Below are 20992 nucleotides of genomic sequence, written 5' to 3'. Positions count from 1 at the left end.
CCCTGTTACTATATATATAGTATCTTAAAAGTTATATAAAGTCAACCTTTTTTCTATATTATTTAATCTAATTTTAAAAATTCACTCTTTATACTATATTCCACTCCTACCTTTTCCCTAATTATCTCTTCATATTCATCTAATTGACTCTGCTTCATAGTTTCTCCAGATTTATAATCGTAGATAATTATCTCTTTCGTTTTTTCATCTACATTTAATCTATCTATTATTTTCTTTTTTCCATTATATAGTACATCTAACTCCTTAAATATCTTCCATCTCTTGTCAAAAACTCTGGGATTTTTAGGTATAAATTTTTCAACTCTCTCTATTATTTTTTGAGTTCTTTCTATCCCCAGCATATTACTATATTTATTTAGAGTCAATTGTTTAGCTATTTTTTCCTCTTCTTTTCCACCATACTCTATATTTTCTAAATAATAATGGATAGCCAGACCAGATTTTCTTTTCAGCTCTTTTTCTACACTATGCTCTATAGAACCCTTATTTTTTTTAGTTTTTCCATCCTCTTCTTCTTTTTTTTCCACTCTCTTTTCCTTAGTTTTTAGAGCTACAGCATCTATATATAAGTTAGGATCTATACAAAAAATCTCATCCCTGCTACTACTCTCTGTTTTCTCCTCATAGGGGATAAACTTACCCATCATCTGGGTCCCGCCTTCTAACAACTCCTTCCTAGACACATTAAAATATTTTTCAATAGGAGTTACTATAAGATCGTTGTTAAGTACAAATATTTCCTCTTTCTTCTTAGTGGTTTTTGTTGGCTCGATACATAAAAATAAATTTGCTCGTGGTCTAGTCATCCCTACATAGAGGGTGTTTATCTCCTCATCCAAAAATATTTGTTCACTATGCTCATATATATCTGTTTTTTTTATGGCACTATTATAGATTGAATTGGTAAATAGATAGTCTTCTATATATTCATAATTTTCATCTAGTTTAGCTAACAACTGAACTTTGTGTTGCATCCCTTTATCTGAATACCCAGTTAATTTATAGCTTGATCCCTTATCTGACAAAAACATATATTCTGTATGAAAGTCCAGCCCCTTAGATCCGTGAATTGTCATCAAAATTACAGAATTTAACTCAGATATCCCTACTTGTTTCAGCCCATTAGAATCACTATTCATCTTTAAAAAACTCATAAAATCAGATAGATAGTCATATTCCTCCATAAGTTCCAGGAAAAAGTTGATATTTTTTATATCCCTTGTTGCACTATAAATTCTTGCAAAATTAAATTCCTCGACTATCCCCCTTCCCATCTTTTCGTAGGAAAGTTTTTTTATTTTTTTAATCCTATCTAGTTCTATTCTTAAATTTTCTTTTATAATAACTTCTTCTACATCTTCACCCACTGTTTTTTCACTTTCAATCAACAGGTACCCCAGTATATCTCCCCTATTATTTAGCAGGTATTTAAGATCTTCCTCTCCTACTTCAATTGTTTTCCTAAAAAACTCCAGCAGCGACATAAAATCATTATGAATAAAAAAGTTAAATAACCGCAGTATCTCCTCCACACAGGGGTGTTGCACAATAGAAAGACTGTTCTCCATTATATAAGGAACTCCCAGCTCTTTCAGTTTGTCCCCTATCTTACCTAGGTCCTTCTTTTTCCTCCCGACTATTCCTATTCCTCTATAGTCTGGTACTCCACCTTCCCCCCTCACTGCAAATCGCTCTTTAATATCTATTGCAATCTCAGAATGAATTTCAGAATCTACCATGACTGCCATAAATCCTTTGTCATCTTTTTTACAACACTTAACTTCCTTGTATTCCCATCTGTCATCTTCATCTTTAGTATGATGATTTTTAGAAACATGATCAAAAAATAAGTTAACAAAATCAATTATCTTCTTTTCACTTCTATAGTTTGTCGGCAAAGATTCTATCCCCGCTCCTAGTATTCTGTCAAAACTAAGAAATAACCCCTTATCTCCTCCACGCCATGAATAGATACTTTGTTTTTCATCTCCTACAATAATTATATTATCGCATCCCTTAGCTATAGGTTCAATTATCCTCCACTGAGATACACTGGTATCCTGTGCTTCATCCAAAAATAAAGTTGAAATTTTACCTCCGATTATCTCATAAAAATTATCTGTAATTATCCCATCCTTTACAAGGTCTAAATCTTCCTCTATCATATATTCACTGGTATAGTTGGTTATATCGGAAAAAGTAAATTTCTTTTCCCTAAATTTTATATCATCATAGATAGATCTTGTTATCTTCTCTATATCCAATATATCTTTTTCATAGGGCACTACTTCTTCAATAAAAATTATCCTTTCAAGTAACCTGTGGATCTCATTTTGAACTTCCAAAACCTGGGCTTTTATATGTTCCCTGGCTTTCCCTCCCATTTGAGTCCCATTGATAATTTTATTTTCTAAAAATTCTTTTCTTTTCTCCAATATAAGGGTAACTAATTTTTCCTTATCATCTATAACACCGTGAAATTCTTCCTCTATGATCTTTCCCGCTTTGGCCAAAACCTTTTCATAGACCTTCCCATGATCCGTCACCAGTTCATCAACCAATTCAAAAGTTCTCACTATATTTCTATACAATTCCGCTTTTATGCTCTCTGTATCATCACTTATTTCTTTTTCACCTATCAGAGCAAACTTCCATCTCTCCTCAGATATTTTTTTTATGAGGTCGATATATTTTTCCACCTCTCTATCTGCCGTTTTTTCTAAAAATTTCTTAACCTTATAAAACTCTTCTCCTTTTATAATACGACTAAATACCTCACCATATATCTCCTCAGCTTCAACAGTATTACTCATAGAATAAGTATAGATATTGAGTGACGGTCCAATAGCTTTTTTAAAGATCTGAGCAATAAAAGAATCTATTGTGTAGATCCTTATCTTATCTTTATTTAACAAAAGTTCGGTTTTCACTTTTTTTATCCTACCTGTATCTATCTCAATTTCCGGATATAATGTTTTAATATTTTCTTCTAATTCTTTATTTCCCTTGCTTAAATCATCTAAAAACTCAAAAATTCTAACTTTTAGTTCTGCTGTAGCTGCACGAGTAAAAGTCATAAATAATATCTCATTGTAATCCTCACCTAATAATATTCTAGATATATATTCTATAGCAAGTCTGTAAGTTTTCCCTGTTCCTGCACTGGCTTTCACCACTTTTTTATTTTTATTATCCCTTGATTTCATCTAATTCACCAACCTTACAGATATCTAGATACTCACATCTGTCACACTTACTTGTTTTATTTCTTTCAAAAACTCCTGAGTTCAAAAGTTCTTTCAATTCTATTTCCAAAACACCCAGTTTCCTTTCCTTTCCCTCAGGATCTATCTTATTTCTACCAGACTCATCCTTTACTAATTTTATTTTTTTACTTTTTTCCAAATTCCCCTTATCTACATTAAATATATATTTTTCTGTCAGGTCTGCCTCTCCTGCATATAAAATACTATAAAAATCAAGCTGCCTTTCATTTAGGTTTCCAGTTTTAAAGTCAACAATATAATCTTTTCTCTCAGTTTTAATTATGAGATCTGCCTTTGCTCTACCTTTGATATCAATAGTTTTATTATTTATATCATGCTTTAAAAGTTCCTCTATTAGAAGCCTTTTTATCTTTTCTCCACGTAATTCCTTTGATATCTTTCTAAAAAATTCTCCCACACTGTCAGCTAAATTTTTATAGATAATCTCCTTGTAGTACCTTTCATTTAACCTCGGTAATTTCAATCTTCTACTGCCTACTAACTCTTCTAAAACTCCCATAACTATCCCTATTTCTATCCCGCCTTCCTCTAGTAAGGAATAATCTCTGGTCAATTCTATTTTTTTCAATACTGCCTCAAATAGTTCATGTGCAAGGTTTCCATATTCCCGACGTGTAAGATCCCTTTCCACCTCAAGTTCCTCTCTGGTCAACTTCACTAAATATCTGAGGTACATTTTATATTTACAATTGAATAACTCATCGCACATATATGCCGTTACCCCAAAAGGATCTTTCAACTCTTCTATCTCAAATTTCATCTCGCTTGGTTTTCTTCCCTCAAACATTCCTTTACCATCTTCTATATTTTTCATTTTAGAATTAGGTTTTATTAATTCTAAGTAGTTTTCTAGAGGTTGCTTCAGGTGTTTAGACTTCACTTTAAATTGTCCTAGAAGTTCCTCTACAAATGGTGAAAGAGAACTATCAGACCCCATATTTTTTATAGCTAATATAGTCGTGCTTTCACTAGTCATCACAGCTCTAAACAGATTATACTTTTCCTCTAATCTAATCTCATCTATACCTTTTATACCTAAGTTTTTTTTCTGCTGTTCTGTAAATAAAAATGTATTCTGCTTATTTTTTGGTATAAAACTATCTGAAATATTCATCAATAAAAGGTTTTTATTCTTTGTGGTCTTTATCTCTTCAAGGCCTTCTTTTCTTGATATTGGATCAAACTCACCTGATATTTCCTTAAATTCTAAATACTTTAATATCAATTTTAACAATCCCTCTGCCGTTTTTCCATATCCAAAAAAGTTTTTCCAACCATCTACTACATCCAGGTCTTCTATAACCTCTATCTCACTGAGAGCCTCAAAATATTTCCCGACATTTTCACTTCCATCCAATATTTTCTCTAACTGCTCAGTAGAAAAAGTAAGTTTTTCAGTCCATTTTTTTAAGTTTTCATAAGTTCTCATCTGCTCTATATCTTCAAATATCCTGTAGATAAAGTTTTCTTCTCCCAACCTTTCTGCTATGACATATTTTGTTAAATATTTATAACCTTCATTTACCAATACCTTGAAGTTATCGAAATCTTCAGATTCGATCTTATAGTATTTAAAGATCTCATCGCCTTTGATTATGTCTACAACAGTGTGCAGTTCCAATGCCAATTCACCATCTATCTCCTCTAGAGTAGATAACAATTTATGCAGTCCCTCCAAAAGGGAAAAGATCGGAAGGTCCGATATATACCTAGTTTCATTAAAAAAACTATTATATTTATAGTTATCATTGTTTGCATCAAAAATTTTGACACCTCTGTTTTTATCATCAGTATCTCTAATTTTCTTTTGTACATCCAATACTTTTAATAGTTCTGTAAATTCATCATCTACAGTATAAACCTCTATTTTTTTAGTTATTTTAGATACTTCCTCGCCTATATTTACATCCTTTATCGACAAAGTTTCCTCACAGAAATCCTCTTTATTCATCTGTAATTTCAGAGTTATTGTAAACCCATCTGCCTCTAATTTTTTAACTATCCACTCCTCTAACGGAGTAAAATGTATCTTATTGTAGATAATTATATCCCTATATCCATCTAGACTTTTAGGATTATAATTTTCATCCTTTATTATAAAAGTAGGATCAGTATAATTTTTATCCGACAAAAATTTTATATAATTTTTTTCAATATCCAAGAATGTATCATATATTTTCCTCTGCCATTTTCTGAGATCTTTAATTTCTGTTAACCTATACTCCTTTAGCAGTTTAAAAAAATTCAAAAAATTAGCAGCAATATCGATTACATCGTAATAACTCTCTACCCCTAATTCTTTTCTGTTTTTTTCACTCAATGATCTATAAAAGGCTATCACCTGTTTCTCTTCCCTTAATACCATTTCATCACTTAAAAATAAGTTAGTTTTAAACTCCCCTAACCCCATAAATTTTGGCTGTTTCAAAAATATATTAGGACCTTTACCATTTTTATTTTTTTCGAGATTTTCCATGTATCTTTCCTTCGCTAAACTTTTATCTACCGACTTAGGAAAAATATGGACCTTCCCTGATTCTATATTTTCTATTATCTCCTCGGTGTAGGAGCAGTATTCTATATTCATCTTTTCATTCTCCTTTTGAGATTTTATTTTTGTCATAAATTACACTTATTTTAAAATCCATTGTTAAAATTTTCAAAGAAAGAACAGAGATAAAAAATGGATTTTCCTTTGTATTAATTTGTGTCATTCGTGACTAAGGTTTTTCATCTAAAAAATCTGTATCATTTGTTTTGTTATACTCTAAAATTATACACCAATCTCCCCATATAAAAAAGAAGTATAGAAAATATTATACATACTCCTACTCACATTAATTATCGATTATCAGCTCCCCATTCTTTTTCTTAATACTAAAAAATTCTGACAATATTTCTTATTTAGCATAAATTTATAGTCCAATAAAAACACACTATTGGTGTTTAATTCGGTCGAAATTAGAGATAATTTTGATTTTATACATATAATGTGTTAAAATAGGAAAAAGAATACAATGTGAAGTAAATTAAATGATTACTTAATTGGCGAGATTTACAATGTTTTATAATAGTGTAGATACGAACTAATTGAACAAAAGGAAAATTTAATTTGAAAAATATTTGTAGAACTGGGGTTTACTTAGGGTCTCGATTGAGGCAATGAGTTATGCTACTTATGTGGCATATTGTGAGTCTATATGACGAAACTTAAACACTCTAACTCTGCTACCTTTATGGTGGTGTAGTTGGGGTGTTTTTTTATTTTTTAAGGAGTGATTATGTTAAAAAAAGAAATTAACAAATTGGATATATTATCGTTAGCCATAGGGGCTATCATTGGATGGGGAGCTTTTGTTCTTCCAGGAGATTTATTCTTAAAAGCAGGAATTTTAAACTCAACTATCGCAATAATTACAGGGGCATTAATAATGATCGGAATTGAAAAAAATTACGGTTATCTGCTCCATAAATTTCCAGTAGCAGGTGGAGAATATGCCTTCACCTACGACGCTTTTGGATGGAAGCATGCCTTAGCATGTGGTTGGTTTTTAGCCCTGGCATATATAAGTATTGTTCCATTAAATGCTACAGCATTAGCTCTCGTTGCAAAGTTCACCATGCCGGGAATTTTAGAAGTAGGACATCTTTATAGTATTGCAGGATCTGAGATTTACTTAGGAGAAGTAGGAGTAGCTCTATCTGCCCTTTGCTTATTTGCTTATTTAAATATTAAAGGAATAAAATTAGCTTCTCAATTACAAAAGGTAATGGTAATTTTACTGGTAGGAATAGTCTTTTTATTTTTAAGTCTAGTTATCGCCAGAGCGGGAATAACTAATCCAAATACCATGTCATTTATAGATTCAGAAACAGTGAGTTTATCTAAAATATTAAAGATACTATCTATTGCTCCAATGTTATTTGTAGGATTTGATTGTATTCCGCAAGTTGCGGAGGAATTAGATTTTGAAGCTAAAGAGGCATCTCAGTTGGCTATAATTTCTATCTTAGTAGGAGGACTTGTTTACGTACTAATCATTCTTTTTACTTCTTTTGGAGTTACAAGTGAGCAAATAATGAATGGTCAAATCTCTTGGGCAACAGGATATACTACAGAATATTATTTTGGAAAGATAGGAATAATACTTTTAATAGTAGCACTTACATCAGCTATAGTAGCTGGAATAAATGGATTTTATATGGCAGCCAGTAGATTGTTATTTGCCATGTCTAGAGGAAAGATATTACCAGAATTCTTCGGAGTATTGGATAAAAAATATCATACTCCTAAAAATGCAATTTTATTTACCTTAGGTATATCTTTGATAGCTCCTTGGTTTGGTAGAAATGTATTGTTATGGATAGTTGGGACTTCCAGTGTAGGAGCGTCTATTGGATATCTATATACAAGTCTTTCATCTTATAAACTATATAAGGAAGAATATGGAAAAACATTTATACCAAGTATTTTTGGTTCTATCTCAGGGATAATATTTTTAATCCTTTTATTAGTACCAGGACTAGACAGTTCCCTTAGTTTACCATCTATAGTAGTTTTAGTAGTTTGGGGTATAATAGGATTATCATTCTATAAATTTTATGATCTTAAGGTTGTACATTATACCAAAGAAGAGTTGGACGAATTGATTCTAAACAGGGATGCAGATGGAAATTTCAAAGAAAAATAAAAAGTAACTTCACGTTGCTTTCAGATATGCACAATTTAGATTTTTATAGTGGTTATCCCCCTTTCGGGTATAATTTTCTAGATAATAAAAAAAAGGTAATATACAGTCTATTGTATATTACCTTTTTTTCTATCTCTTATTCATATTTTCTAATTCCTTTTCCCTTTTTTTCATCCTCTCTTCAGCTGAAAGTGGACTATTAGATTTAGGCATAATATCTCTAAAACTATTTAAATCTAGATTTTTTTTATTCTTTTTTTCTTCTTGTTTTCCTTGCATTCTGCTCCCTCTCTGTCTTTCAGTTCCTCTAGGAGTAGAACTTCTTTTATTACCAGGTCTCATATTTTTCTTTTTATTTACCTTGCTCATAATTATCCGAACTATTATCATATAAACAATAATTTTTATTATAACATCCAATTCCATAGCTATCACCCCTTACAAGTTTCTAAAACTTCCTCTACATGTCCCTTTACCTTTACTTTTCTCCACTCTTTTAGAATCTCATTGTTTTCATCCAATAAAAACGTAGATCTTACTATTCCCATAGATGTTTTACCCATGAATTTTTTCTCCTGCCAAACACCAAATTTTTCACAGACTATACCATCAATATCATTGAGTAAGCTAAATGGTGTTTCTAATTTTTTAGCAAAGTTCGATTGTTTTTTTACAGTATCTTTGCTTATTCCAAAAATTTCTATCTCTAAACCTTTAAACTCTCCATAGGATTCACCGAACCCTTTTGTTTCTGTTGTTCACCCAGGTGTATTTGCTCTAGGATAAAAAAACAAGATCTTTTTTCCTTTATGAGCTGATAAATCAATCATATCTCCATTCTGATTTTCTAAAATAATCTCCATTAAAAACCTCCATAAATTTGATAAAAAACAACGTGACGTTGCATCCACTCGGAAAATCCCCTAACTATTAAAGAAGGTAATATACAAAACATGTATATTACCTTTTATAATTAATTCTTTATTTTCCTTTATTTTCTCCTACTGCTGTAAAAGCTGTAGCTAAGTTAGCTACATTTTGTAATTCCGATGGAATTATAATCTTAGTTGCTTTTCCATCTGCTACCTTAACAAATGCTTCCATTGCTTTAAGTGAAAGAACTTCTTTCGATGGATGAGATTCATTTAATAATTTCAATGATTCTGCACGAGCTTTTGTAACTTCTAGAAGTGCTTCCGCTTCCCCTTCTGCTACTCTTACCGCAGCTTCTTTGTTGGCTTCCGCTCTTAAGATTGCTGATTGTTTTTCTCCCTCTGCTACTAATATTGCCGAAGTTTTTTCCCCTTCTGCAATCAATATCTTTTGTCTTCTCTCTCTTTCTGCTTTCATTTGCTTTTCCATAGCATCCTGAATTTCTGCAGGTGGCATAATATTTTTCAATTCTACCCTGTTTACTTTGATTCCCCATGGATCTGTAGCTTCATCCAATATAGATCTCATCTTAGTATTCACAACATCTCTAGATGTTAGTGTAGAATCTAATTCTAAATCACCTATTATATTTCTAAGCGTTGTAGCTGATAAATTTTCGATAGCGCTTAGAGGATATTCTACTCCATATGTATATAACTTAGGATCTGTAATTTGAAAATATATTACTGTATCTATCTGCATAGTTACATTATCCTTTGTGATAACTGGTTGAGGTGGAAAATCTATTACTTGTTCTTTCAACGATACCTTTCTAGCTATCCTATCAATAAATGGAATTTTTAATCTAAGACCAACTTCCCAAGTACTCATATAGGCTCCTAACCTCTCTATAACATACGCTTGTGATTGTGGTACAATTCTGATATTAGTTACGATTAATAATATAATTACTAATATCAATGGAAAAAATAATAACATGTTTGCCTCCTTTTATATCTTCTTTTTAAGTATTAGTTTATTACCTTCTACTCTTTCTACTACTCCTGCATCTCCTACTTCTAACTTTTCGTCACAAGTAGCTCTCCAATATTTCCCATCCAGTTTTACCTCATAGAGGTCTGCCTCTATTTTTTTAGAAATTTCAACATCTTGACCGAATATTCTACTTTCAATAGGTTTTCTTTTCTCTAAAAGTTTTTTAGCTATTGGCCTGGTCAATATCAGAAAAAATCCACTGAGTCCTACAAAGATATAAAATTCGTTTATAGGATTTTTTACCATTCCTGATATCAGCGTCAATATTATAGCTGCAAAGGCAAACCATATACTCACCAATGCCGGTGCTGCTAACTCTACACCTATAAATACGATGGTTAATAAAAACCACCAAATCATTCCGCTATCCCATATCATCCTATCACCCCATATTTTTCTTGATCCACTCTTTTACTTCTACATCCTCTATAGTCAGCTTATCTGTTCCGTTAATTTCGTCTGGCTCTACCATAAAGAAGTTTATATATAAGGTATTACCTTTTTTATAGAATAAATCAAGGTGTAGTGGTAAGAATATAACTTGTCCTTCTCCTAAATCTTCTACACTTAATCTTTTTAATGGATTTATTATCTTATTCATATAATCCATCTTCTCTATCATCCACATGTTATTAGTCCAGAATTTTCCTTCATTTAGTGTGTCACCTATAAATGGTTCTACGTTTGAAATAGCACTAAGTACTTTTCTTACTGATTCAGCATCAAAATTCTCATCATATGTAGCTTTCATCCCTCTATCTTGAGCTAGAAAATCTATAAACTGCTCACTTACCTTTTCTTTCTCTGCTACAGTATTCCAGTAATATATCATTGATTCCAATACGTCTAAACTTTTTCTCATTTTTTTGCCCCCTTATTAATTATCTATTTCTCAAATTCAGTATACCAAATAAACCGCTTCTACCCAATCTTTTTTTGTAAAAATTTAGGATTTTTAATGAAAACATACAATTTAATTCCTAAATTTATATAAAAATAAAGTAAATTTATAAACATGAAAATGGTTTTCACCTTAAAATTTACTCTGTATATAATAAAAAACTCAGCATATCTGCTGAGTCTCTATATTTTATTTTATTTTATTTTTGGATATATAGCCATTCCATATAGTGGTCCTGAATGAGAACCAATAGTCGATCCGACTTCACATCTCGATTGATAGTCTACATTATCAAATTTTTCTACTGATTTTCTAAGTTCATCTGCATTTTCAGACTGATGTTTAGTTCCACCCCAGCCAGTATACAATACTATCGATCCATTCTTAGCTTCCTGCTTAAGTAATTTCTCCATATATTTCATAGCACCCTTATCTCCGATAGCTTTTTTCTCATTGTGAACTTCACCATCTTCGACTTTTAATATAGGTTTTATATTCAGTACTCCACCAATTTTAGCAGATGCTTTTCCTATTCTTCCACCTCTTTCAAGGTATTTTAATTCATCTACTACAAAGTATATTTTCCCTTTATTTCTCATCTCTTCTACATTTTCTATGATGGTCTCAAAAGATTCCCCTGCTTTAGCCATCTTAGCTGCTTCTAAAACTAAGTGTCCAGACCCTAGCCACACATTCTTTGAATCAATTATGGCTATATCTTTCTCCTCTGGTAACATCCCACGAGCTACTTTAGCAGCCTGCTGTGTCCCACTTAATTTACTAGAGATCAATATTGTTATTATCTTTTTGTATCCTCTTTTCAACAATCTTTGATATAAATTTTTAAATTCTGCTGGAGAAGGCTGAGAAGTTTTAGGTACAACTCCTTCAGTTATAATCTTATGCCAAAAATCTGTTTTAGATATATCTACTCCATCTTTATAATATTTATTCCCATCAAATTTTATCTTTAGGGGAATGATATTAACCGACAGATCCCCGATAAGTGCAGGTGATAAATCTGAAGTAGAGTCTGTAATTATTGCTATTTCAGGCTGATTTGGATCTTTATTTTCAATATATAGATAGTAGTGATAATTATCCTGTTTTCCTATATATTCCTCATGTTTTATACCTTTAGTGTTTAATATAGCACGATTTCCTTCATCTGTACTTTCGTTCCCTAATACTGCAAATATATTTAGAGTGTTATCATCTATATTTTCTTCATACAGATCAGATATTAAATCGGTTAAATTTTTATTCTCATACATGATCTTTCCATTTACTAAAGCTATGTAGTTTCCTTCGTTGATAATTAGATCTCCGACCTTTGTATCTCTTACAGCTTTTGTAATCTCAATGGATTTATTTCTTCTGGCATCTTTCACTACCTGTTCCAAATTTTCAGACTTATTTTTTACATAGAAATTACCTTCTAACATAGTTTTAGTTTCGTAAACTTCTACATTTTTAGAGGCTCTTTCAGCTACTATTTTGGCAGCTGAGATAATATTTTTATTGTTTGGCAATAATACTATATCCTCTGCATCTATCTTAGCTATTGCCATTTCCATATCTGCTACACTTGGATTCTGTCCCTGTCCACCAATAAGTACACAAGTTGCTCCAGATTTAATAAACAGTTCTCCCATCTCATATGTATCAGCTATTACAAAATAAGCTTTCTTTTCTGTATTCTCATTTTGAACCATTACATGAGCAGAATTTTGATCCATTAGATCTCCCTCTGCCAGATGTAAACTTCTATGTTGTAACTCCATATTGTCTATCTTAATGTTATCTAATCCACCATACTTCATAGCTATTTCTAGTACTGCTCCTGGATTATTTGTATGGATATGAGTTTTAGTCTTAGTCGAACTCTGGGCTACTACCATTGAGTCTCCCATTCCTTTTATCTCTTCCTTTAGTTCTTCTATATTAAATTTACCTGCCTGAACAATAAATTCAGTACAATATTTAAACTCGATATCAACCTCAATATTGGTAGCTTCCAGTCTTTCTTTCCTATGAGCTTGGCTCTTCACTATTCTTTCCAAGTCTTTTAGCATCTCAGGATCAGTTATTGATTTTTCAAACCCTTCAATAAGATAGAAAACACCCATTCCTCCTGCATCTACAACTCCCGCTTCCTTCAACTTCAATAATTGATTAGGAGTTTCTTCTACAGCTTGGTGAGCTGCTTCCTTCACGTATGAAAGGTATGGAATAAAGTTATCTTTTGGCCCATCATATTCTTTTGCTTTTTCAGCTATAACTCTGATTACAGTAAGCATAGTTCCTTCTACGGGATTACTCACAGCTTTATAAGCTAATTTAGAAGCTTCCTCAAAAGATCTTGTGATATCATCTATGTTCAACTCTTCCTTATCTTCAAATCCATTTAAAAAACCTTGAACAATTTGAGATAAGATAGTCCCGGAGTTTCCTCTGGCCCCTAATAGTATTGCTTCTGATAATAATTCGCAAAATTCATGCATTGTAGGCTCATGGTTTAATTTTACCAATTCATTCTCTACAGCCTGCATGGTCATGGACATATTTGTCCCTGTATCTCCATCTGGTACAGGATATACATTTAAGTCATTTAATATATCGGCGTATTTAGACATCCATCTACTACCTGCGATAAATAACTTAATTAACCTCGTAACATTTAAGTGTTCTATCTTCATAATTCTACTCCTTCTTTTTTACTTTTTACTCTTGTATTCCTCTATAATCTTGCTCCAGATTCCATTGGCTTTCAATATCGTCTCTATAAATTCCCTTACAGCACCATATCCGCCATCATATCTGCTTTTAAAATGTGCAAATTCTTCTATATCTGATACAGCATCTGCTGTTATTCCCACATAATCTGCTCTCATCATAGCAGGGATATCATTGATATCATCCCCCATATAGGCTACATTTTTATAGTTATAATCATATTTTTCAAGTAATTCATCCAGGGTTGCAATTTTATTCCCTACCCCTTGGTATATATCTGAAATCCCTAATTCTGTAGCTCTATGTTCCACTACTTTAGAGGTTCTTCCAGTTATTATAGCTACTTTTATCCCATATTTTATGGCCTGAGCTATTGCCATACCATCTTTTACATTAAATGACTTTGTCTCTGTCCCATTATTATCATATGTGATCTTTCCATCGGTCATGGTACCGTCTACATCTAAAATTATTATCTTTATTTCCTTTAAATTTGGTTTCATTTTTCACCACCTTAAAATGTTGGAGGAGTTACTACCCATATTGCTCTCGCTAATCTATCCCCAACGTTTCTAAATTTATGCTTTTGAGTAGATTTAAAATATAAACTATCTCCCTCTTCTAATTCATAGTTCTTACTTTCAATCTGCACTTCTAACTGTCCTTCCAAGACAAATATAAACTCTTCCCCATTATGAGTATAGTAATCTCTGCCACTCTCTCCTCCAGGCTCAATTTCATACAATATTGGCTCCATATGTTTTTCTATATTAGAAGTAGTCAATAGAGAGATCATTGTTTTAGAATCTATACTTTCTACCTTATTTCTTTCGTCTTTTCTTACTACATCAGTATCTTTTTTCTCATCCTCTTCCTCTATCAACGAGCTTACCCTTACATCCAATTCATTAGCAATTTTCTTTAAGTTTTCGATAGACGGAGATGCTTTACTTTGCTCTATTTGAGATAAAAAACTAGCTGATAAGTCTACTTTAGAAGCCAGCAGTCTCAGAGAATACCCCTTATCCTTTCTACATTTTTTTATCTTTTCTCCTAATGCCATCTTACTTCACCCCTTTAAAATTTTAAGTACTTCAAACATTGCTCTCATCATGGTATTTCTTCGTATTTTTTCTCTATTCCCATTAAAGAGATATTTTTTTATGTATTTTCTATCTCCTACAACTACCCCGATATATACAGTTCCTACTGGTTTTTCTTCAGTCCCGCCATTTGGTCCCGCTATCCCTGTTACAGCTATCTTTACATCTGTAGTTAATCCATCTAGCATCTCCTCACAAGTTTCATAAGAAACAGCTCCATAAAGATCTAAAGTTTCTTTCTTTACTCTTAACCTAGCCTGCTTAGATTCATTGCTATAGCATACTATTCCTTCTTTAAATACACTGGATATCCCATCCACTTCAATAAATTTAGAAGCTATCATCCCCCCTGTACACGATTCTGCAAGGGATATATGATACTTTTTATCCTTTAAGTAGTTATAGATCGAAGTTTCTAACCTCTCATGATCTTCACCTATTATATTTCCACCTATCACCTCATACAGACACAATGTTATTTTATCTACAATGGGTCTATTGGTGCTTATTGTCTGTAGTCTTATTATTATACCATAATCTTTCACCAAGAACTCATAATGAATTCCCTTTACCCCAAATAAATGAATGACTTTTGTTTCTAACACCGATTCAGGTATCCCCCATACTAAGATATCTTTTATATAGATATTTTTCTCTAACTTTTCTTGGGATATCAGTAATTTTAAAAACTTAGGAAACAAATTATAGAGTTCCCTGGGTACTCCAGGAAATGCTGCTATTTTGTCGATATATATCCCCTTACACATTCCCACATCATTAGGAATCGTTTGGCTTCCATATGGTTTTTCAGCTTCCCTCAGATTTTTATCTTCCAATACAAGTTTATGAGAATCGTACTTTCCTTTTAAATCTACATAATCTTCTCTATCTACTACTAAATCTACATTTAAAAATTCAGAGATAGCTGATTTTGTCAGATCATCCATAGTCGGGCCCAATCCACCACTCAATATGACTAAATCTGATTTTGAGTTCCCATATTCAATAGCTTCTATAATATCTCTTATATTGTCACCGACCACCAATTTATGTCTTATCTCTATCCCGTATTTATTGAGTTCCTCTGCTATGTATATACTGTTGGTATCCACAGTCATTCCGTTTAGGAGTTCTGTTCCGACCAATATAATCGTTGCATCCATATTACCTCTCCTAGAAAATTATTGTCATCAACATTATCAATAAGAAATTTGCCACAACTCCTGCTAAGAAATCATCTAATACTACTCCTAATCCATAACCATAATGCTGTGACTTATCTATGGGACCTAACTTAGTTATATCAAAAAATCTAAACAGTAAAAATCCTAAAATTACAGCTACTATAGTTTCTTTATATCCCACTGGATTAACTAAAAACATAGTTACCATAAATCCAAGTACCTCATCTATTACTACTTTTTGCGGGTCTTTTTCTTTAAAAATCTCCCTTTCACATCTATCCGATACATATATTGACAGGGCAAAAAATCCTGTTAAAAATATAAAATAAAATGAGTTATATAATCTAGCATCAGCTATTACTAATCTAAATGAGTTTAACATAAAAAATAATGGTATTGCACCTAGTGTTCCCATCGTTCCCGGAGCTTTAGGTAGATCTCCTAGTCCAAACCACGTAGCTAAGCCTCTTACAACCTCTTTTTTCATAATTTTCTCCTCCATTTTTTCATATAGAAACTAACCCCCGTAAGGGTGTTTCAACTAGTTATTATAACATATTTTAACTTTGAACTCAAAGCAGAGAGCCTTTTATTTAAAAGCCCCCTTGCCCTTAACAGGAGTTCACTTTATTATTTCACTATATATTAGTTCCACTTTTTTTAATAATTCCTCTAAATTTCCATTATTTTCAATATGGATCTCTGCTTTTTCTCTTTTTTCCATCAACGGCATCTGCGCCTCAATTATCTTCTTAGCTAATTCTTCCTCTATCCCATCTCTGACTTTTATCCTTTCTACCTGGATACTCTCATCTGTACACACCACCAAAACCTTATCACAGAGGTACTCCAGCCCTGTTTCGTACAGAAGGGGAATATCTAATATTATTAGATTCTCTTTCCTATTATTTTCTATTTTTTCTATAATTTTTGCCACTATAATAGGATGCATTATATTGTTTAAAAGTTCCCTTTTTTCATCGTTCTCAAATATTATCTCCCTTAATTTTTGCCGATCTAGGTGCCCCTGATCTATTATCTCAGAACCAAATTTCCCCTCTAATATCTTTAGTACCTCCAAAGAATCTGAAACTTCCCTTGAAATTTTATCTGCATCTATTATATAACTACCTAATTCTTTTAATTTTTTACTCACTGTGCTTTTACCACTGGCTATTCCGCCTGTCAGCCCTAATATCATAAGTTTTCTCCCTTTTTCATCACATCTTTGACGCAAAGTATAATCTAAATTTTTCGTCATCCCTGTAGATTACCATCTATCCTATTATACCTCAATTTAACAAATATATTTTGTTATCTTCTGTCAATATAAAAGCCCTCAGTAATCTCTGAGGGCTTTTATATTTTATAATTTGTCATGCAGGTTGTTGCTAGTGCTGCATTTGCATCCTAAAGCTACCTCTATAGCTTGTTTTTCATCTATATATCTTACTTCCCATCCTATACATTCAGGATCTCCATCATCAAATTTTATAACTTCTTTCTTCTCTATCTTTAATTTTTCCTCTGTTGTTCCTATTGATTTTAAAAATTCGTCTTTTGTCATTTTAAGCCTCCTAATTTTATATCTCTATCTAGACTCCAACATCTTATTGCTTTTCTAAATTTCAATATTTTTTCTTGTTCTAAAGTTATTTTAAATATATCTTTTTTATTTTTAACGTTTATATCGGTAAATTTAAAAACTAATTCTTTAGAGCATTCTACATTTCCGTGAGATATAGCATTTCTCATACGCCTGATAAAATCACCAAATTTAAGATTTGGATTAATTTCTGTTAACCCCCATTCAGGATCAAGATTTTTTATTAGCTCATTTTTTTCTATTTCAGACATTGATAATTTTTCTTTAGGCAACACTAAATAAGTATATAATGCTGATATTATACTATGTTGATTACAAAATACATGCTCATTTCTAAAATTTCTATTATGAATTTCAAATTTTTTATAAACACTATCTAGAATTTCATTCAATGTTATCTCTTTATTTTCTCTATTACAATCAACAGTATATAATAACTCATCAATTATTGCTTGAAATGAAATTTTTGTATTTAATTCTTGTTTTTTCATAATTATACTCCATTTTATTTTTATTATACCATAACTTTATAGAGATCATCATCATTTGAAAACAAAAGAGAAAATAGCCTAAGCTATCTCCTCTTTATTATTTTCCTTCTAGTATTCCTATCTTAGTCAAAGCTAATTTAAAAACTTTTTTCATCATATTGAATTTGAACTTATTATATCATATTTTTATAAATTATTTGACACCCCTTCAAAACTAGCGTACTATCTAACTAGAACACTAGAACGATAAAGAGGAGGAGATATGGAATTTAAAAAAAATATCCCTATTTATTTACAGATAATGGATAAATTAAAACAAGATATATCCCTGAAGATACTAAAACCTGGAGAAAAGATGATGTCTACACGGGAACTGGCAGTAGAACTCAAAGTTAACCCTAATACAGTCTCTAGGGTGTATAAGGAGTTAGAATCAGAAAATATTGTTTTTACAAAAAGAGGGATGGGAACATTTGTTGTAGAAGACGAAACTATCCTAGAAAATATAAAAAAGAAGATGGCTAATGATATCATAGTTAAATTTGTTTGTGACATGAGAGATCTCAATATCTCATCGACGGAAGCAATAAAAATGTTAAAAGAGATGGAGGAGGAATAATGGAAAATTTAATTATAAACAACTTAACTAAGGGTTATTTCAAAAAAAAGGCCTTGAATAACTTTTCATACTCATTTAAAAGAGGGATGGTCTACGGATTGATCGGTCCCAATGGGAGCGGAAAAACAACTTTGATGAAAACAATCTATGGATTAGTTAAACCAACCAAAGGGGACTTATCTATAAACAGCAGCAAAATTTCATTCAAAACCAGAAAAAATATTGCTTTTATGCCTACAGAAGATGTTTTTATGTCAAATCTTATGGTTTCAGATGTTTTAAATTTTTATAATAATACCTTTGAAGATTTTTCTCTGGAAAAAGCACACCAGATCCTCGAAAATATGAAATTACCTCTAGATGAAAAGGTAGAAACATTTTCAACAGGGATGAAAATGAGATTAAAGGTTACTTTATGTCTTGCTAGAAATGTAGAATTTTATATGTTTGACGAACCATTAAATGGAATAGATGTTATTTCAAAGGACCTTATTAAAAATACAATCATCAGCATGACCACAGAGAATAGCACCATCGTGATCTCTTCCCACGCTTTAAATGAAATGGAGTTTATTTTAGAACAGGTTTTATTTTTAAATGAAGGTTCACTTATCAGAGATATTAATTTAGAGGAATTCAGAGATAGTGAAAATAAATCTTTAGAATCACTTTACTGGGAGGTATATAATGTTTAATTTAATCAAATTTGAGATGTTAAAACGTAAAAAAATGTTTTCAATTCTAGGAACCTTATTTCTATTGATGCAGGTATTCATTATCTATAAAACTTCCATCTTGACTACAACAGACAACGACCTTATTGACAAAGGAGGTTTATTGGTTTTTATTACTTATATTGTATTTATATTTTCATCATTACTTACTTTTTCAAAGGATATTAATTCTGTCGATAGAAGTCTTGTATTTATGACTCCCTACAGTGGATTCACAATAGTTTCCTCTAAATTTTTAACTACAATCATCTCAGGAACAGCATTAGTTTTGACAACTATTATATGGCTCATTGCAAATGCTTATTATATTGCTCCTCAAAGTTCATTCCAGATCGATGGTTTTTTTCAAGATGGCGCTATTATAAGTGGATTTAAGATTCTAGCCTTAACCTATGTTTCAATAGGGAGTTTCTTCTCATTAGTATTTTTAAGCATCATTATTACTAAGACTTTTCTTTCTAAGTTAAAGTTTAAAACACTTATAGTTATTATTGTTATGTCTGTTTTATCTAAGATTTTCAACCTTGTTTTCTTGGATAACCTTAATGAAGTTGGCACAATAAATTTTAGTATGTCTACTATTATTATAGTTCTCATTACCACTTTGATGCTATGGATCAGTGGATGGTTGATAGACAATAAAACAGATTTTTAAGATTTTTACGGAGGTTCTATAATGAAAAAAATTATTTTAATATTGATGCTGACTGTATTTGGATTTTCTTATTCTAACGATAAAACTTATAAATTGACAAGAGCTTATAATATAGAGGATATCAATTCATTCTCATTAAATAGTAAAAATGCAAATATTAAAGTTTTGCCTGGTGATTCGAAAGAACTAACTTTATCTGTCACCAGTAATGTAAAGTTAGAAATAGAAAAACAAATCCATTCACAGGAATTAGAGGTTGCGGTATTAGCACCACGTCATATTTTTTCCTTCTTTTCCAAGAGTGAAGATATATCTATTGTAGTTAAAGTCCCAAAAAACTTTAACAAGAAATTATCCATTAAATCCAGCAATGGTTCTATAAATGCCTCTGATCTAGCTTTAGACTTTAAAGTAATAACAAGCAACGGTAATATTGATATTATCGATATCACAGGAAACTCTAACCTCCGTTCTTCTAACGGTGATATTACAATTATTAATAACACGGGGAATGTAGAAGGGAAAACTAGTAACGGTAGCATCAATATTGATAATAATAAGGGTGATATAAGATTTAAAACTAGTAATGGTAATATTACAGCTTTTAAAATTGATGGATCTGTTAATTTAAAGACTAGTAACAGCTCTATTCTCCTCACAAATGCTTCATTCATCGCTAATCTTGAAACCAGTAATGGTAATATAACTGTTAATTCTGATACCCTTTCCAAGGATGGAAATATAAAAACTTCCAACGGAGATATTGAACTTAGCATCGATAAATTAGAAGGAAACAACAAAATCTCTACTTCCAACGGTCTTATAACTCTAACAACTAAAAAGGGAGAATTTAATTCAAATTCTTATTCCAAAGAAAAAGTTCAAGATATCTCTAAGAACATAATTCTTGAAGGTAGAAAGATAAATATCATTAATAAGAATTAATAGAAATTATAAAAAACTAAACGTAAAAAGGTTTTCTAATAAAAATAGAAAACCTTTTTTAATCTATAACTTGATTACCCATATAATAGT

General features: G+C 31.4%; 19 protein-coding genes and 1 pseudogene. 5 read left to right on the top strand and 15 right to left on the bottom strand.

Going from position 1 to position 20992, the window contains the following annotated elements; all coding sequences use genetic code 11:
- Positions 1–62: 62 nt before the first annotated feature.
- Both K337_RS0102605 and K337_RS0102600 read right to left on the bottom strand, forming a co-directional pair.
- Positions 63–3227, bottom strand: a complete 3165-nt coding sequence (locus K337_RS0102605; protein WP_028855209.1) for a UvrD-helicase domain-containing protein — start codon at positions 3225–3227, stop codon at positions 63–65.
- Positions 3211–5895 carry a PD-(D/E)XK nuclease family protein gene (locus tag K337_RS0102600; protein WP_028855208.1) on the bottom strand — a complete coding sequence of 895 codons (2685 nt, stop codon included), beginning with the start codon at positions 5893–5895 and terminating at the stop codon, positions 3211–3213. Before K337_RS0102600 ends, K337_RS0102605 begins: the two co-directional genes overlap by 17 nt.
- 694 nt (positions 5896–6589) lie before the next feature.
- On the opposite strand from K337_RS0102600, the gene K337_RS0102595 reads away from it, so the two are divergent.
- Entirely contained in the window at positions 6590–7999 is a 1410-nt protein-coding gene (locus K337_RS0102595) for an APC family permease (protein WP_037029090.1), read from the top strand.
- Between the two features lie 129 nt (positions 8000–8128).
- On the opposite strand, the gene K337_RS0102590 is transcribed toward K337_RS0102595, so the two are convergent.
- The 13 genes and pseudogenes from K337_RS0102590 to K337_RS0102525 form a co-directional block, all read right to left on the bottom strand.
- Positions 8129–8425: a hypothetical protein gene (locus K337_RS0102590; protein WP_028855206.1), complete on the bottom strand. Its 297-nt coding sequence runs from the start codon at positions 8423–8425 to the stop codon at positions 8129–8131.
- A gap of 5 nt (positions 8426–8430) precedes the next feature.
- Positions 8431–8745: pseudogene (locus K337_RS20235) on the bottom strand (peroxiredoxin); the annotation flags it as partial.
- A 235-nt stretch (positions 8746–8980) separates the two neighbouring features.
- Positions 8981–9871 (bottom strand): SPFH domain-containing protein, encoded by an 891-nt coding sequence (locus K337_RS0102575; protein ID WP_028855205.1) that lies wholly within the window; start codon positions 9869–9871, stop codon positions 8981–8983.
- Positions 9872–9883: 12 nt separating this feature from the next.
- Positions 9884–10306 carry an NfeD family protein gene (locus K337_RS0102570; protein ID WP_028855204.1) on the bottom strand — a complete coding sequence of 141 codons (423 nt, stop codon included), beginning with the start codon at positions 10304–10306 and terminating at the stop codon, positions 9884–9886.
- Positions 10307–10310: 4 nt separating this feature from the next.
- On the bottom strand, positions 10311–10790 hold the full coding sequence (locus tag K337_RS0102565) for a TDE2712 family protein (RefSeq protein ID WP_028855203.1): 480 nt from the start codon (positions 10788–10790) through the stop codon (positions 10311–10313).
- A gap of 233 nt (positions 10791–11023) precedes the next feature.
- Positions 11024–13528 (bottom strand): DegV family EDD domain-containing protein, encoded by a 2505-nt coding sequence (locus tag K337_RS0102560; protein ID WP_028855202.1) that lies wholly within the window; start codon positions 13526–13528, stop codon positions 11024–11026.
- 18 nt (positions 13529–13546) lie between these two features.
- A complete protein-coding gene (locus tag K337_RS0102555) occupies positions 13547–14068 on the bottom strand; it encodes a KdsC family phosphatase (RefSeq protein WP_028855201.1) in 522 nt (173 codons plus the stop codon).
- Positions 14069–14079: 11 nt separating this feature from the next.
- Positions 14080–14628 (bottom strand): cupin domain-containing protein, encoded by a 549-nt coding sequence (locus tag K337_RS0102550; protein WP_028855200.1) that lies wholly within the window; start codon positions 14626–14628, stop codon positions 14080–14082.
- A gap of 6 nt (positions 14629–14634) precedes the next feature.
- Complete coding sequence (locus K337_RS0102545) at positions 14635–15831, bottom strand: CinA family nicotinamide mononucleotide deamidase-related protein (RefSeq protein WP_028855199.1); 1197 nt, start codon at positions 15829–15831, stop codon at positions 14635–14637.
- A gap of 10 nt (positions 15832–15841) precedes the next feature.
- Positions 15842–16339 (bottom strand): phosphatidylglycerophosphatase A family protein, encoded by a 498-nt coding sequence (locus K337_RS0102540; RefSeq protein WP_425414007.1) that lies wholly within the window; start codon positions 16337–16339, stop codon positions 15842–15844.
- Between the two features lie 135 nt (positions 16340–16474).
- Positions 16475–17113, bottom strand: coding sequence for a dephospho-CoA kinase (coaE, locus tag K337_RS0102535; protein WP_342663211.1), 639 nt, complete (start codon positions 17111–17113; stop codon positions 16475–16477).
- A gap of 105 nt (positions 17114–17218) precedes the next feature.
- On the bottom strand, positions 17219–17419 hold the full coding sequence (locus K337_RS0102530) for a hypothetical protein (protein WP_028855196.1): 201 nt from the start codon (positions 17417–17419) through the stop codon (positions 17219–17221).
- Positions 17416–17949, bottom strand: a complete 534-nt coding sequence (locus K337_RS0102525) for a HEPN family nuclease (protein WP_028855195.1) — start codon at positions 17947–17949, stop codon at positions 17416–17418. The genes K337_RS0102530 and K337_RS0102525 overlap by 4 nt, the downstream gene beginning before the upstream one ends.
- Positions 17950–18211: 262 nt before the next feature.
- Here K337_RS0102525 and K337_RS0102520 point away from each other — a divergent pair, with 262 nt between their 5' ends.
- Genes K337_RS0102520 through K337_RS0102505 form a run of 4 tightly spaced genes read left to right on the top strand, consistent with a single transcriptional unit; the run spans position 18212 to position 20902 of the window.
- Positions 18212–18568: a GntR family transcriptional regulator gene (locus K337_RS0102520; RefSeq protein ID WP_028855194.1), complete on the top strand. Its 357-nt coding sequence runs from the start codon at positions 18212–18214 to the stop codon at positions 18566–18568.
- Positions 18568–19263 carry an ABC transporter ATP-binding protein gene (locus K337_RS0102515; protein ID WP_037029086.1) on the top strand — a complete coding sequence of 232 codons (696 nt, stop codon included), beginning with the start codon at positions 18568–18570 and terminating at the stop codon, positions 19261–19263. The genes K337_RS0102520 and K337_RS0102515 overlap by 1 nt, the downstream gene beginning before the upstream one ends.
- Complete coding sequence (locus tag K337_RS0102510; RefSeq protein ID WP_028855192.1) at positions 19256–19957, top strand: hypothetical protein; 702 nt, start codon at positions 19256–19258, stop codon at positions 19955–19957. The genes K337_RS0102515 and K337_RS0102510 overlap by 8 nt, the downstream gene beginning before the upstream one ends.
- A gap of 21 nt (positions 19958–19978) precedes the next feature.
- Positions 19979–20902 carry a DUF4097 family beta strand repeat-containing protein gene (locus tag K337_RS0102505; protein WP_028855191.1) on the top strand — a complete coding sequence of 308 codons (924 nt, stop codon included), beginning with the start codon at positions 19979–19981 and terminating at the stop codon, positions 20900–20902.
- Positions 20903–20992 lie beyond the last annotated feature (90 nt).

The sequence above is a fragment of the Psychrilyobacter atlanticus DSM 19335 genome (genome assembly GCF_000426625.1).
GTDB lineage: Bacteria > Fusobacteriota > Fusobacteriia > Fusobacteriales > Fusobacteriaceae > Psychrilyobacter > Psychrilyobacter atlanticus.
The sequence above is the reverse complement of the archived record's forward strand: the minus strand, read 5'-3'. Positions and strand labels throughout refer to the sequence as shown.